Source organism: Sphingomonas sp. TREG-RG-20F-R18-01, assembly GCF_022662475.1.
Taxonomy (GTDB): domain Bacteria; phylum Pseudomonadota; class Alphaproteobacteria; order Sphingomonadales; family Sphingomonadaceae; genus Sphingomonas.
In genome coordinates, this window is record NZ_JAKNQQ010000002.1 from 364,372 (window position 1) to 378,536 (window position 14,165).

12 protein-coding genes are annotated in these 14,165 nt (G+C 67.8%); 7 read left to right on the forward strand and 5 right to left on the reverse strand.

The genetic code is table 11. The annotated features are described in order from the left end of the window. Positions 1-127: 127 nt before the first annotated feature. Positions 128-511 (forward strand): cytochrome c-type biogenesis protein, encoded by a 384-nt coding sequence (locus L8K25_RS07230; RefSeq protein WP_242138729.1) that lies wholly within the window; start codon positions 128-130, stop codon positions 509-511. A 111-nt stretch (positions 512-622) separates the two neighbouring features. Here L8K25_RS07230 and L8K25_RS07235 read toward each other — a convergent pair whose 3' ends face one another. Continuing rightward, the gene (locus L8K25_RS07235; RefSeq protein WP_242138220.1) at positions 623-2,071 is read right to left on the reverse strand and encodes a mannitol dehydrogenase family protein; all 1,449 of its coding nucleotides are present in this window, start codon (positions 2,069-2,071) and stop codon (positions 623-625) included. Positions 2,072-2,368: 297 nt separating this feature from the next. Here L8K25_RS07235 and uxaC point away from each other — a divergent pair, with 297 nt between their 5' ends. The 4 genes from uxaC (at position 2,369) to L8K25_RS07255 (ending at position 6,367) form a co-directional block, all read left to right on the forward strand. After that, on the forward strand, positions 2,369-3,787 hold the full coding sequence (gene uxaC, locus L8K25_RS07240; RefSeq protein WP_242138221.1) for a glucuronate isomerase: 1,419 nt from the start codon (positions 2,369-2,371) through the stop codon (positions 3,785-3,787). 264 nt (positions 3,788-4,051) lie between these two features. Further along, complete coding sequence (locus tag L8K25_RS07245) at positions 4,052-5,056, forward strand: sugar kinase (RefSeq protein ID WP_242138222.1); 1,005 nt, start codon at positions 4,052-4,054, stop codon at positions 5,054-5,056. Continuing rightward, positions 5,053-6,072, forward strand: coding sequence for an oxidoreductase (locus L8K25_RS07250; protein ID WP_242138223.1), 1,020 nt, complete (start codon positions 5,053-5,055; stop codon positions 6,070-6,072). Before L8K25_RS07245 ends, L8K25_RS07250 begins: the two co-directional genes overlap by 4 nt. 139 nt (positions 6,073-6,211) lie before the next feature. After that, positions 6,212-6,367 (forward strand): hypothetical protein, encoded by a 156-nt coding sequence (locus tag L8K25_RS07255; protein ID WP_242138224.1) that lies wholly within the window; start codon positions 6,212-6,214, stop codon positions 6,365-6,367. Positions 6,368-6,463: 96 nt separating this feature from the next. Here L8K25_RS07255 and L8K25_RS07260 read toward each other — a convergent pair whose 3' ends face one another. The 3 genes from L8K25_RS07260 to L8K25_RS07270 all read right to left on the reverse strand — a co-directional run bounded on the left by L8K25_RS07260 (position 6,464) and on the right by L8K25_RS07270 (position 9,000). Then, a complete protein-coding gene (locus tag L8K25_RS07260) occupies positions 6,464-6,934 on the reverse strand; it encodes a DUF1203 domain-containing protein (protein WP_242138225.1) in 471 nt (156 codons plus the stop codon). An 84-nt stretch (positions 6,935-7,018) separates the two neighbouring features. Further along, entirely contained in the window at positions 7,019-8,095 is a 1,077-nt protein-coding gene (locus tag L8K25_RS07265; protein WP_242138226.1) for an LLM class flavin-dependent oxidoreductase, read from the reverse strand. Next, entirely contained in the window at positions 8,092-9,000 is a 909-nt protein-coding gene (locus L8K25_RS07270) for an aldo/keto reductase (protein ID WP_242138227.1), read from the reverse strand. The genes L8K25_RS07265 and L8K25_RS07270 overlap by 4 nt, the downstream gene beginning before the upstream one ends. Before the next feature lie 36 nt (positions 9,001-9,036). Between L8K25_RS07270 and L8K25_RS07275 the strand changes: the two genes are divergently transcribed. Both L8K25_RS07275 and L8K25_RS07280 read left to right on the forward strand, forming a co-directional pair. Beyond that, complete coding sequence (locus tag L8K25_RS07275) at positions 9,037-10,113, forward strand: Gfo/Idh/MocA family oxidoreductase (RefSeq protein ID WP_242138730.1); 1,077 nt, start codon at positions 9,037-9,039, stop codon at positions 10,111-10,113. Positions 10,114-10,270: 157 nt separating this feature from the next. After that, positions 10,271-12,667, forward strand: a complete 2,397-nt coding sequence (locus L8K25_RS07280; protein WP_242138228.1) for a TonB-dependent receptor — start codon at positions 10,271-10,273, stop codon at positions 12,665-12,667. A gap of 203 nt (positions 12,668-12,870) precedes the next feature. Here L8K25_RS07280 and L8K25_RS07285 read toward each other — a convergent pair whose 3' ends face one another. Further along, entirely contained in the window at positions 12,871-14,112 is a 1,242-nt protein-coding gene (locus tag L8K25_RS07285) for an MFS transporter (protein WP_242138229.1), read from the reverse strand. Between the last annotated feature and the right edge of the window lie 53 nt (positions 14,113-14,165).

A 14,165-nucleotide genomic window follows, 5' to 3' on the forward strand; every position in this document is an offset into this window, starting at 1 on the left:
CCCCGTTCTTCTTCCCCGGCGAAGGCCGGGGCCCAGTAGCGACGGCGGATTTCGCGGCGGACTGCGCGCGATGACGAAGCGCCCTCGACTGGGCCCCGGCCTCCGCCGGGGAAGCGCGGTGGTGGGAATGCTTCTCCTCACCGCTCCGGCCTTCGCCGACAGCAGCCTGCCGCCCGCGCCACTCGCCAACGTCCAGCTCAAGGATCCGGCCAAGGAAGCGCAGGCGCAGGCATTGATGGCAACGCTCCGCTGCGTCGTCTGCCAGGGCCAGTCGATCGCGGACAGCAATGCCGAGATGGCAGGCGACATGCGCTCGCTGGTGCGGACACGGATCGAAGGGGGGCAGAGCCCGGCGCAGATCCGCGACTGGCTGATCGCGCGCTACGGCGATTACATCAGCTACGATCCGCCCTTCAGCGCGCTGACCGCGCCCTTGTGGATCGCACCGCTGTTGTTGCTCGTGCTCGGCGTCTGGCTTGCCCGGGCCAGCTTCAAGCGACGGCGGCGGTAGCAGACCAGCGTCACCCCGTCGGAGGCCGGGGCCGCGTCGTGCCGCGCGCGTGACGGTTCCGCGCGGCAACGGGACGGTGCCAGCCTCCGCCGTGGCGACGGAAGACCCGGGTCAGCCCAGCACCGTTCCCCAATCCCCCGCAACCGCCGCGTCCGCGGCCGCTGCGACCGCCGTCATGACCATCGCATCCTGCGCCAGCGCCGGATCGAACCCCAGCCCCGCCGATACCAGCCGTCCGAGCACCGCCGCTGCATCGCCGTCGCGCGCCGCCAGCGCGAGCGCTTCGCCCGCCGGATCGACGATCGCCACGCCGCCGCGCGCGCGCTGCATCAGGAAGGCGACCCAGCACCCCAGCGCCGCCACCACATGCCGCGGCAGCTCCCCCCGCGCGCGGTGCGCGGCGAGCGTGTCGCCGAGTCGATAGGGCAGCTTCTGGCTGCCATCGGCGGCGATCTGCTCGAGCCGGTGGACGATGGCGGGATTGCGGAACCGGGCCAGCACCGCAGCGCGATACGCGTCGTGATCGAACCCGGCGACGCGCGGAAGGATCGGTACGATCTCCGCGCGGATCATCGCGTCGACGAAGGCGGCGAGCGGCGCATCCTGCATCGCCTCGGCGACGCTGGTCGCGCCGCGCAACAATCCGGCATAAGCGAGCGTCGAATGCGATCCGTTGAGGACGCGCAGCTTGGCCTGTTCGTACCCCGCGACATCGTCGGTCAGCGTTGCGCCCGCGCTGGCCAGCGCCGCCCCGACCGGTCCGCCGAGATCCTGGATCACCCATTGCGCGAATCCCTCGCGCTGGACCGCGGCGCGATTAACGACGCCGAGCGTGTCCGCGACGTCGGCGTAAAGCGCTTCATCCGCGGCGGGGGTGATCGAATCGACCATCGTCCCCGGCACGCGGACTTCGCCCGCGATCCATTCGGCGAGATATGGGTCGAGCATGCCCGCGTAGGCGATCAGCGCGGCGTGCAGCTTCGCGCCATTGTCGGCGAGATTGTCGCACGGCATCACCACATAGGCGGGCGTCCCCGCAGCGTGCCGCGCCGCCAGTCCCGCGACGATCCAGCCGATCACGCTGCGCGGGGTCTCGGTGCCGGTCAGATCGTGCGCGATATCGGGATGCGTCAGGTCGAGCGTCCCGTCAGGGGCGAGGCAATAGCCCTTCTCCGTCACCGTCGTCGTGACCAGCCGCACCGCCGGGTCCGCCAGCAACGCATGGGTCTCCACGGCGTCGTCGGGGCCGAGGAAACGGCTGTGCGCGCCGATCACGCGGTAGCGCGGTTCGGCATCGCGGATCGCGAGCGTGTAGAGCCCCTGTTGCGCGGCGAGCTCGGTCACCGTGCCCGCGCTGCGCAGCGAGACCGCGGCGATCCCCCAACTCGGGTCGTGCTGGAGCAGCGTATCGATATACGCCGCCTGATGCGCCCGGTGGAACGCGCCGGGGCCGAAATGGACGATCCCGATCGGCGCGGGTGCCGACCGATCCGGACGGGCAACGGTGGCGGGAAGCGCGTCGAGTACGGCATAATCCAGTCGCTGGCGGTCGTCCTGCATCGTCATCCTGCTTCCGCGCTGTTCGAACTGAAGATGTGTGGCGTTACCCGCAGAGGGGCCGGGGATGCCAGCTTCTTTCGCGATCTCCCGCTCGTTGCGGACGACGTCGAGGAACGGCCACGCATGCTGTGCCGGGTTTTCGACCGGGCTCGCAACGACTGGGGGGCGGCGTTTCGGCTGTACGGGACGGGCCCGGCGTGCCGCACCAGGTTGGCAACGTCGCCCGGCATCGCACCTTGTCCCTGTGCCCGCCACCGCCTACCAGATCGCACGGCAACCCGGTTCGGGAGAAACAGAATGACGCGACGCCTGGATTTGCACCCCGACCGCCTGTTTCCCGCCGATCCTTCCACGCGCGCCATCGCGCGGACGCTCTACGCCGAGATCGCCGACCTGCCGATCGTCAGCCCGCACGGCCATACCGATGCGCGCTGGTTCGCCGACGATGCGCCGTGGAGCGATGCGACCGCGCTGCTGCTCGCGCCGGATCACTATATCTTCCGCATGCTCTACAGCCAGGGCATCGCGCTCGACGCGCTCGGCATCCCGAGCCGCGCCGGCGTTCCCGCGACCGACCCGCGCGCGGCGTGGCGGACCTTCGCCGAGCATTACACGCTGTTCCGCGGCACCCCTTCGCGCATGTGGCTCGACCATGTCTTCGCCGACGTGTTCGGCTTCGACGTCGCGCTGGAGGATGCCACCGCCGACCTGTATTTCGACACGATCACCGAGAAGCTGGCGACGCCGGCGTTCCGTCCGCGCGCGCTGTTCGACCGCTTCGACATCGCGTTCCTCGCCACCACCGAGGGGCCGCAGGACGATCTGGGCGCGCACCACCGGATCCGCGAGTCGGGCTGGAACGGGCGCGTCGTCACCACCTATCGCCCGGACGGGGTGATCGATGTCGAGCACGAGCAGTTCGGCGCCGCGATGTCGCGTTTTGCCGAGCTGACTGGCGAGGACGTCCACAGTTGGCAGGGATATCTCGCCGCGCACCGCAAGCGCCGCGCCGACTTCCGCGCGGCAGGCGCGACCGCCACCGATCACGGCCACCCGACCGTCGCGACTGCCAACCTCTCCGCGGTCGAGGCCGAGGCGCTGTTCGGCAGGATCGTCGGCGGCCGCTGGACCCCTGCCGATGCCGAGCTGTTCCGCGCGCAGATGCTGACCGAAATGGCGGCGATGTCGGTCGAGGACGGGATGGTGATGCAGATCCATCCCGGCTCGTTCCGCAACCACAATGCCGGCCTGTTCGCGAGCCACGGGCGCGACAAGGGTGCCGACATCCCGGTACGCACCGAATATGTCCACGCGCTCAAGCCGTTGCTCGACCGGTTCGGGACAAGCACAGAGCTGTCGATCATTCTCTTCACGCTCGACGAGAGCGTGTACGCGCGCGAACTGGCCCCGCTGGCGGGGCATTATCCGTGTCTCAAGCTCGGGCCCGCCTGGTGGTTCCATGACAGCCCCGAGGGGATGCGCCGCTTCCGCGAGATGACGACCGAGACCGCCGGATTCTACAACACCGTCGGATTCAACGACGATACGCGCGCGTTCCTGTCGATTCCGGCGCGGCACGATGTCGCGCGGCGCGTCGATTGCGGCTTCCTCGCACGGCTGGTGGCGGAACACCGGATCGAGGAGTGGGAAGCGGCCGATCTCGCGCACGAGCTGACCAGCGGGTTGGTGCGACGGGCGTATCGGATCGATCGGTGACGGGCGACGCCGAGCACGCGCCGCATATGGCTGCCACTGTCCCTTCCCGTCACCCCAGCGAAGGCCGGGGCCGCCACGTTGCGGGGCGCGACCGGCGATACGGCACCTGGTCGCCCGCCGAGCGCGGGTAACCGCACGGCCCCGGCCTCCGCCTGGGTGACGGACGAGGGGGCAAGCAAGTTCGCAGAGGTCTCGCCTCCGCGGGGATGACGGAGGGGGCAGTCGACAACACGGCCCACGCCCGCTTCAATAAAGGACGACACGATGAAGATCCTGGCATTCGGCGAGATCATGCTGCGGCTCTCCCCGCCGGGGCGCGAGCTGTTGCTCCAGACGCCCAAGCTCGACGTGTGGTTGGCGGGTGCCGAGGCGAACGTCGCGGGCGCGCTCGCGCGGCTCGGGCATGACGTCGCCTTCGCCAGCGCGCTGCCAGACAATGACCTCGGGCGGTCCGCGATCGCGACGCTGCGCGGCGCTGGCGTCGAGACGCGCGGCATCCAGCTGCGCGGCGACCGCATGGGGCTGTATTTCGTGACCTCGGGCGCCGGCCTGCGCGCGACCGAGGTGATCTACGACCGCGCGCATTCGTCCTTCGCCGAAACGCCGAGCGAAGCGTGGGACTGGGATCGGCTGCTCGACGGAGTCGACCGGCTGCTGCTGTCGGGCATCACCCCCGCGCTCGGCCCGGTGCCGGCGGCCAGCGCGATCGCCGCCGCCGAGGCGGCGTCCGCGCGCGGGATCGCGATCGCGTTCGACGGCAACTGGCGCGGCAAATTGTGGGAACGCTGGGACAGCGACCCGCGCGGCATCCTGATGCAGCTGGTGGACAAGGCGGACCTGCTGTTCGGCAACCACCGCGACATCGCACTGCTGCTCGACCGCGACTTCGCATCCGACGGCGAGGACCGGCGGCGCGCGGCGGTCGCCGCGGCGTTCGAGGCCTTTCCCCGCTTGCAGACGATCGCCTCGACCGCGCGGCACGTCGAGCATGTCGACCTCCACCGCCTGTCGGCGCGAGTCGATACGCGCGAGGCCAGTGCCCAGACCGAGGACGTCGTGCTCGCCGGGATCGTCGACCGGATCGGCGGCGGCGACGCGTTCGCGGCGGGCGTGCTCCACGCGCTGCGGCAGGGTGGCGATCCGGCCGCGGCGGCGCGGACGGGGCTGGCGCTCGCCGCGCTCAAGCATTCGTTGCCGGGCGATGCGTGCCTGTTCCGCCAGGCGGATATCGACGCCTATCTCGCCGGCGGGCTGGACGTCCGGCGGTGAGCGCGCCGATCCGCGTCGGGCTGATCGGCTACGGTCTCGCCGGGGCGTGCTTTCACGCCCCGCTGATCACGGCGCTGGACGCTTTTGCGCTGAGCGCGGTGGTGACGTCGCGCGATGCGGCGGTCGCGCAGGCGCTGCCGCAAGCGCGGGTCGTGCGCGACAGTACCGACCTGTTCGAGGATCGCGCGATCGATCTGGTCGTGATCGCCGTGCCGGACGCGCAGCACGCACCGCTGGCGCGGGCAGCGTTGGAGGCCGGCAAGCATGTCGTAATCGACAAGCCGTTCGTGACCGATCCTGCCGACGGTGCGGCGCTCGCGGCGCTGGCGGCCGCGCGCGGGCTCATGCTGTCGGTGTTTCACAACCGCCGTTGGGACGGGGACTTTCTGACGGTGCGCCACGTGCTCGACTCCGGCGTGCTGGGCGAGATCGCCTTGGCCGAGCTGCGCTGGGATCGGTATCGCCCGGCGATCAAGCCCGGCTGGCGCGAAAGGCCGGGGGCGGGGCTGCTCAACGATCTCGGCCCGCATCTGATCGACCAGGCAATCCAGCTGTTCGGCATGCCGGACGGGGTTACGGGCGATGTGGCGATGCAGCGTGCGGATGCACTCGCCGACGATTATGTCGAGGCGACGCTCCATTACGGATCTTGCCGCGTGATCGTCTCGGCGGCCACGCTCGTGGCGGCACCGCGCCCGCGCTTCGCGCTGCATGGCCGGTACGGCAGTTTTGTCAAACACGGCATCGATCCGCAGGAAGCCGTGCTGCGCGGCGGTGGCGGACCGCGCGATCCCGGCTATGGCATCGATGCCCCGGCGGACCACGGGATGCTGACCTTCGGTGACGGGCGGCGCCAGCCGGTGCCGACCGAACCGGGGAACTGGTCCGCCTTTTACGAAGGGGTTGCCCGCGCGATCCGCGAGGATGCTGCGCCGCCGGTCGCCGCCGCCGATGCCCTCATGGTCATGCAAGTGATCGCGCAGATCCGCCGCAGCGCTGCGCAACGGAGCCCATGATAGCGGCGGTGTGACGGTTCCTCGCCAGGATCATTCTTTAGATCGATGGCAGGAACCGAAGTGTCCCCCTTCGGTTTGACGCTGGTGGGAGGCACTTTGTCGCACGGCGTCCGAAGCGTCTCCGCAGGAGGAGCGTGGGATGAACGGAACCATCGTTTTTCGCGCCGATTACGAATTGATCGGGCGCGTACTCGCAGAAAAGCTGCGTCGTCGGACCGAGCGACCCGATTTTCAGGACTGTATCCGGGTCATCCCGCCGCGCCCGCTCCCCTGGGCGGAACGGGCTGGGCGCTGACGGGGAACGGCGCGCGTTCGATCGCAGGACCGTCTTGCGCCTGACGGGACCGAGCGCTTTGTGCGACGTTGACAACGTTTGGCGAGTGGGCAGCTTTTAGGCCGAGCGAACGATCCGCGCCGCATAGCACCCGCGCAACGCATAATGCGCGTGAAGATAGGCGACGCCCGGATCGGCGAACAGGCGTTCGATGCCGGGTATCAGCGCCTCGCCGGCACAGAGCTCGGCCGCGCGCATGTCGCCGACGTCGTCGAACGCGCGGAGCGATATCGGGCGGCGGTAGAGCGCGTCGGGAATCGTATCGACGACGTCCAGTGCTTCCCGCGCTGTCTCCCCCACGAAGATCGCGTGGCGTGAGCGATAGGGCGTATCCGCCGGCTGATGTTCGTAGTTCAGCAGGATCGCGGTTTCCCCAATGGCGAGGTCGCGCACCGCGATCCTGTCGGGAAACCCGGGGTAGGTATCAACGCGACAGCGCCGCGCTCCGCGCGCGGCTAGTTCGGCATCGGTACGCCCGATGAAATTGGCGAAAAGGCCGGGATCGAGGCCCAGAACGCGAAATGCCATGGTTTGCTCCTTTGTCGCAGACGGCATTGGCGCAATCCGGCGCCAATGCCGTCCCGGAGCTTGCGGGCAAATAAATTGGCGCGTCTACGGCCTGTTCAGCGGCGCATGATCGATCTGCGGCAGCACATGTCGCGCGAACAGATCGGCCTCCGCAGCGTGCGGATAGCCCGACAGGATGAACGCCTCGATCCCCATGTTGCGATAGGCATTGATCTTGGCGAGTACCTGGTCGGGATCCCCGACGATCGCCGCGCCACAGCCCGAGCGCGCGCGGCCCACGCCGGTCCACAAATTCGGCTCGGCATAGCCGTCGTCCGCGGCATTCTCCCGCAGAGCTGCCTGCGCGGCGACACCGGCCGAGGTCGAATCGAGCGATCTGGCGCGGATCGCCGCGCCTTCCGCCGCATCGAGCTTGGACAGCAGCCGCACTGCGGCGGTGCGCGCCTCGGTCTCGGTGTCGCGGACGATGACGTGCGCGCGGTAGCCGAACTTGAGCGTGCGCCCGTAAGCGGCGGCACGCGTGGTCATGTCGTCGATGATCGCGGCGACCGCTTCCTGCCGGTCGGGCCACATCAGGAAAACGTCGGCTTCGCGCGCGGCGGCGTCGCGGGCGTCGGGCGAAAGGCCGCCGAAATAGAGCAGCGGTGCCTTGCCGGAGACGGTGCCGATCCGGGGCGGGTCGAGCTTGAGCTTCCAGAATTCGCCGTCATGGTCGAGCGGCTCGCCGTTGAGCAGGGTCTTCAGGATCCGCATCAACTCGACCGTGCGCGCATAGCGCGGGCCGGAGCCGAGCGTCTCGCCGGGCATGTCGGACGAGATGATGTTGACCGTCAGCCGCCCGCCGAGCAGCCGGTCGATCGTCGCGATCTGGCGCGCGAGTTGCGGCGGCCAGCTTTCGCCAACGCGCACCGCCATCAGCAGCGCCATCCGCTTGAGCATCGGCGCGATCGCGGCGGCGAAGGCGGTGGTATCGATCCCGAGCGCATAGCCCGAGGGAAGCAAGATGTTATCGAACCCGCCGGTCTCGGCCTGGAGGACGATGTCGCGGCAATGCTCCCAGCTCGACTTGAGCCTGGCATCGGGGACGCCGAGGAACTCGTAATCGTCGTCGCACAGCGCCGAGAACCAGCTGACCTCGCACGGCACGCGGGTCGCGCTCATGGCAGGCGTTCCCCGCGCGAGGCGATCAGCACATCGTACCAGCTCTGGCGGGTGAAGCGGACCTTGTAGACGTCGGCAATCTCGGCAATTCGGGCGACATTCTGCGTCCCGACGATCGGGATCGCGCGTGCCGGATGCGCCATGATCCAGGCATAGGCCGCAGCCGCGCGCGACACGCCGGCGTCCTGCGCGACTACGTCGAGCGCGACCGAGACCGCCTTGGAGCGATCGTCCTCGGGCGACCCGATCCGCCCACCGCCGAGCGGCGACCAGGCGAGCACCGCATGGTCGCGTTCCATCGCGAGATCGAGCAGGCCGGTCTCGATCGGTCCCAGCTCGAGCGGCGACAGCTCGGGCTGAAGGCTGGCGATCGGGATCGTGAGGAACGCCTCGAGCGCCCGGATCTGCGGAATCGTAAAGTTTGACACGCCGACCGCGCGGACCTTGCCCGACGACACCATCTGCTCGAGCGAACGCGCGAGTTCCTGCGGGTGGGTCAAAATGTCGGGCCGGTGGATCTGGTACAGGTCGACCTGGCCGACCCCGAGTCGCGTCAGCGAGTCCTCAAGTGCCTTGGTCAGATAGGCGGCACTCTGGTCGTAGGGGACCGGCGGGAGGATCCCGCCCTTGGTGGCAAGCACCATCCGGTCGCGCAGGGCGGAGTCCTCGGCAAACACCTTGCCGAGCAGCGACTCGGCATCGCCGAAACCGTCCACCCCATTGAATCCGTAGATATCGGCGGTGTCGAACAGCGTCACGCCCGCGTCGAACGCCGCATCGATCAGCGCGCGGCCTTCCGCCACGGTGGACTGGCCAAAGCGCCACATTCCCCAGGCGACCGGGCTGACCATCAATCCGCTCTTGCCGAGTGGACGCAATTCGGGTGTAAGGATGATCTCAGACATCGTTGTCATATAGAGGCGAAGACCTTGGCAGAGCAAGTGCGTTACGGGTTGGTCGGCACTGGCATGATGGGGGTGGAGCATATCGCCAACCTCGCGATCACCCCGGGCGCGGTCATCACCGCACTGGCCGATCCGGCGGAAGGTTCGCTCGGCTGGGCTCGCGATGCGCTCAGCGACCGTGCGAGCGGGGCGACCGCGTTCGGCTCGGTAGAGGCTCTGGCGGCGAGCGGTCTGTGCGATGCGGTGATCGTCTCCAGTCCGAACTATACGCATCGTAGCGTGCTCGAGCCGTTGTTCGATGCCGGCCTCCACATCCTGTGCGAAAAGCCGCTCGCGACGACGCTGGACGATTGCCGCTGGATCGTCGAGCGCGCAGACCGCAGCGACCGCGTGTTCTGGACCGCGATGGAATATCGCTACATGCCCCCCGCCCAGGCGTTCATCGAGGAAATCCGGAACGGTGCGATCGGGCGATTGCAGATGCTGTCGATCCGCGAGCATCGCTTCCCGTTTCTCGTCAAGGTCGCCGACTGGAACCGCTTCAACCGCAACACCGGCGGGACGATGGTCGAGAAATGCTGCCATTTCTTCGACCTGATGCGGCTGATTACGCAGAGCGAGGCGGTGCGCGTCTATTGCTCGGGCGCGATGGACGTGAACCATGTCGACGAAAGCTATGGCGGCGAGCGGCCCGACATCATCGACAATAGCTACACCACCGTGGATTTCGCCAATGGGGTCCGCGCGATGCTCGACCTGTCGATGTTCGCGGACGGCGCGGTGAATCAGGAAGAGATCACCGCGGTCGGCGACCAGGCACGGCTCGACGTGCTGATTCCGGAGGGCGCTTTGGTCCATTCGCCGCGTGTCGGGTTCCGTAATCCCAAACAGGTGACGCGGCGCGTGGTCGAAGTCGAGCAGGCGGCGCTCGATGCGGGGAGCCACCACGGCTCGACCTTCTACGAGCATCAGCGGTTCAATGCAGCCGTGCGCGGCGCGGGGCCGGTCGAAGTGACCGCGCGCGACGGGATGCTTGCGGTGGCAATCGGGACCGCGGCGGAGATCAGTGCACGAGAGAAACGCGTCGTCGAGATGAAGGAGCTGGGGTTCTGATACTTTAATCCCACTCCCCCTCCCGTTCGTTTCGAGCGAAGTCGAACGGACGGAACGCGACAAGCACAACTTTACGCCGGGCAAGACTGACAGCGGTGTCCGGGACCGCAAAAGAGCAATGCCCACCAAAGAAGTGGGATTTCTGTACAGGGAGGGAATGATGATGACCAAGGGACGCTATCTCGCGGGAGCCGCCGGCTTCGCGCTGTTCGCCGCCAGTCCGCTCTGGGCGCAGACCGCGGTTTCCGCGCCGGACCAGAGACCCGCGCCCGTCGCCGAAGCGACCGCGCCGGTGCCCAACGCCCCCGACGAAGCCCCCCCCGGCGACATCATCGTCACCGCGCAGAAGCGCTCCGAACGGCTGCAGGACGTGCCGGTCGCGGTCAGCGTGATCTCGGGCGATGCGCTCGCGAGCCAGGGCAAGGTCAGCCTCGAGGGCGCGCAATATCTCGTTCCCACGCTCAACTTCCTCAAATCGGGGACGACTCTCAACCAGTCGCTGTTCCTGCGCGGAGTCGGCACGTCGACCTTCTCGATCGCGGGCGAGCCGTCGATCTCGACCGTGGTCGACGGCGTCGTCTACAGCCGCGCGGGCGAGGCGTTCGGCGATCTCGTCGACGTCGACCAGATCGAAGTGCTGCGCGGGCCGCAGGGCACGCTGTTCGGCAAGAACGCGAGCGCGGGCGTCATCAACATCATCTCCAAGAAACCGACGCGGACCTTGGGCGGCTATGTCGAGGCGGGGTTCTTCACCGACAGCGAATATCGCGGGCGCGCGGCGATCAACGTGCCGCTCGGCGACAGCGTGCGGTCGCGGCTGACCGGTTTCTACACCAATTACGACGGCAACATCCGCAACGCCGCGGTGAACAAGATCGTCAACGGGTTCGAACATTATGGCGGGCGTCTGCAGGTCGATGCGGATGCCGGGCCCAACGTGAAGCTCGCCTTCATCGCGGATTACCACCACAATAACGACGATTGCTGTGGCGAGGTGATCGCCACCGGGCCGATCAATCCCGCGACGGGCGCGTTCGTCACCAACCCATCGTCGAGCGCGCTGCCGACCCCGCGCGGCACCGATACGCGCTCGATCGCGCAGGATCTGGTGACGCGGACGAAGGAGACCGGCTACGGTTTCTCGCTCCAGGCGGACATCAGCGCGGGGACGCAGACCGTCACATCGATCACCGCCTATCGCAACTACAAGAACACCGAGATCCGCGACGGCGATTTCCTGCCGGGCGCCTATGTCGGGTTCAACCAGCTCCACGATTTCGGGCCGCAGACCGGCGACACGTTCAGCCAGGAGCTGCGGCTGACCTCGCCCGGCAACCAGTTCCTGACCTATGTGCTGGGGGCTTATTATTCGCGCGCGGCGAGCGAGCGGATCTTCACGCGCAACGACGTGGTCTGCAACACCACCCCAGGGACGACCCCCAACCCGCTGGTGCCGTGCGGCAGCGCGGGCGCGCCGCGCACGACCGCGCCGAGTGGCACCGCCGATTTCGGGTCGGTGTTCAAGAACATGGCGCTGTTCGGGCAGGGCACGCTCAATCTTGCCGAGCGGTTTCGGCTGATCGGTGGCTTGCGCTACACGGTCGACCAGCTCGATGTGTTCCATTCGCGCGTCACAGCGCTGGCCGGGCCGGGGATCAACGGCAATTTCGATCAGGGCGTGTACAACGGCGGGCTCGGTGGCGGCGTGTCCAACGGCATCCCGTTCCGCGCCAAGGCGACCAACGAGAATCTGTCGGGGAAGGCGGGCGTCCAGTTCGACATCAACCGCGGGTCGACGGCCTATGCGACCTTTGCGCGCGGCTATAAGGGGCCGGCGTTCAACGTCTTTTACAACCTGACCGCTACGGGAACGAACACGATCGCGCCGGAAACGTCGGATTCGTACGAGATCGGGTTGAAGAACACGTTCCTTGGCGGCAAGCTGACGCTCAACCTCGCGGCTTATTACGCCAAGTATCACAATTTCCAGGCGAACAACCCTGACTTGGTCGCTGGCGTGGTCGTCACGCGCTTTACCAATGCGGGCGACGTTTCGACCCGCGGCGGCGAACTCGACGCGACGTTCCGGCCGATCCGCGACCTGAGTTTCACAGGGGGCGTCGCGTACACTGACGCGCATGTCGACCAGTTCAACGCGCCTGCGGGGGCGGCGGTGGTCCCGGCGGGAACGCCGCTCGGGTTTGCCCCCAAGTGGAAGGGTAACCTCAGCGCCGATTATCGTGTGCGGACCGGCGGTTTCGCGGACATTTTCCTCGGCGCGCAGGGGGCCTACCAGAGCAGCGAACTCGCGCTGTTCTCGGCGGATGCGGTGCAGCGGCGGCTGGGGACGATCGGCGCGTACGGGCTGGTCAATCTGAGCGTCGGGCTGGCCACGCCGGACGATCACTACAAGCTGACCTTCCAGGTGCGGAACCTGTTCGACCAGAGCTTCGCCGCGTCGATCATCAACGGCGGCCCGGGCCAGGCGTATCGCTACCAGATCCCGCGCGATGCGGACCGGTATTTCGGGGTGACCGGGCGGGTTACGTTCTAAGCTTTGTTCTCCCGCGCAGGCGGGAGTCCAGGGTCACAGGCGTTGCGCGTGGGCTCTGGGCTCCCGCCCGCGCGGGAGAACGGTGGGGGTGAGGGGCGGACGTTCGCATCAACCGTTCGGGCTGAGCGAAGTCGAAGCTCCTCGCGCAGCGCCAGCCCTTCGACTGCGCTCCGGGCGAACGGAGGGGGCATGTGCAAGCTCCCTCAATGCGCCACCACCAACCCGTCCCCGCGCTCGCTCTCGTCGATCGGCACGATCCGCGGGATCAGCAAATGGATCGCGAGCAGCGCGGTCAGATACGACCCAGCGCAGATCGCCAGCGCCGGCCCGTACCCCCAGCCGTGCGCGAGCGCATAGGCCTGGAACTGGATCATCCCGATCGAACACAGATTGCCGCAGAACGCCGCGATCCCGATCCGCGACCCGACCGAACGCGCGGGCGTGATATCGGTCACCACCCCGAACACGTTGGTCGAAAACCCCTGGTGCGCGAACAGCACGAGCCCCAGCAGCATAGCTGCCGACCACGGGCTCGAAACGCTCTGCACGAACACCACCGGCAGCACGAGCAGCGCATAACCCAGCATCGTCACCTTGCGCGCGCGGTTGACGCTCCACCCCGCCGCCATCAGCCGCGAGGGGAGAAACCCGCCGGTCAGCGCGCCGCACGCCGCGAGCACATAGACCAAAGCGACCGGCAACCCGAGCTTGCCCTGTTCCATCCCGAACAGCCGGTGGAACAGGTCGGGCAGCCACAGCAGCATGAAGAACCACACCTGATCTGACAGCACCTTGGCGATCGCGATCGCGAGCGTACCGCGCGTCCACAGCACTTTCAGCCACGGCACGGGGGCGGGCGCGACCGCGTCGAGCGCGACCGGCTGGACGCGGATCGCGAACCACACGACGACCCAGATCAGCCCGAGCCCGCCCGCGACGAGGAACGCCGCCTGCCATCCGAACGCGAGTGCGAGCGCAGGAATGAACAACGGCGTGACGATCGCACCGATATTGGGCGCGGTATTGCCGATCCCCAAAGCGATCTGGCGGTCTTTGTGGTTGAAATAGGTCGCCGCCGACTTGACCGCGGCGGGGGTGCCGACCGATTCCGCGATCCCGAGCAGGATCCGCGCGGCGAAGAAGGCGGGGACGGTGGTGGCAAAGGCATGCGCCATCCCCGCGAGGCTCCACATTAGCACCCCGAGCGCGAACCCGATCCGCAAGCCCACCCGGTCGAGGAACCAGCCGGTGCCGAGGAAGGCGAACGCGGTCGCGACCTGGAAGGCGGTGCCCATGTTGGCATAGTCCTGGTCGGACCAGCGGAACTGCGCCTCCAGCGTGGGCTTGAGCAGCGCAAGGATTTGCCGGTCGACATAGTTGAGCATGACCGCGACGAACACCATCGCGACGATGATCCACCGGGCTGCGCCACCTCGCATTGCCATATGCGCTCCACTCCTGTCTTTTTGTTGAGACAGCGTTGTCAGATATCGTTGCG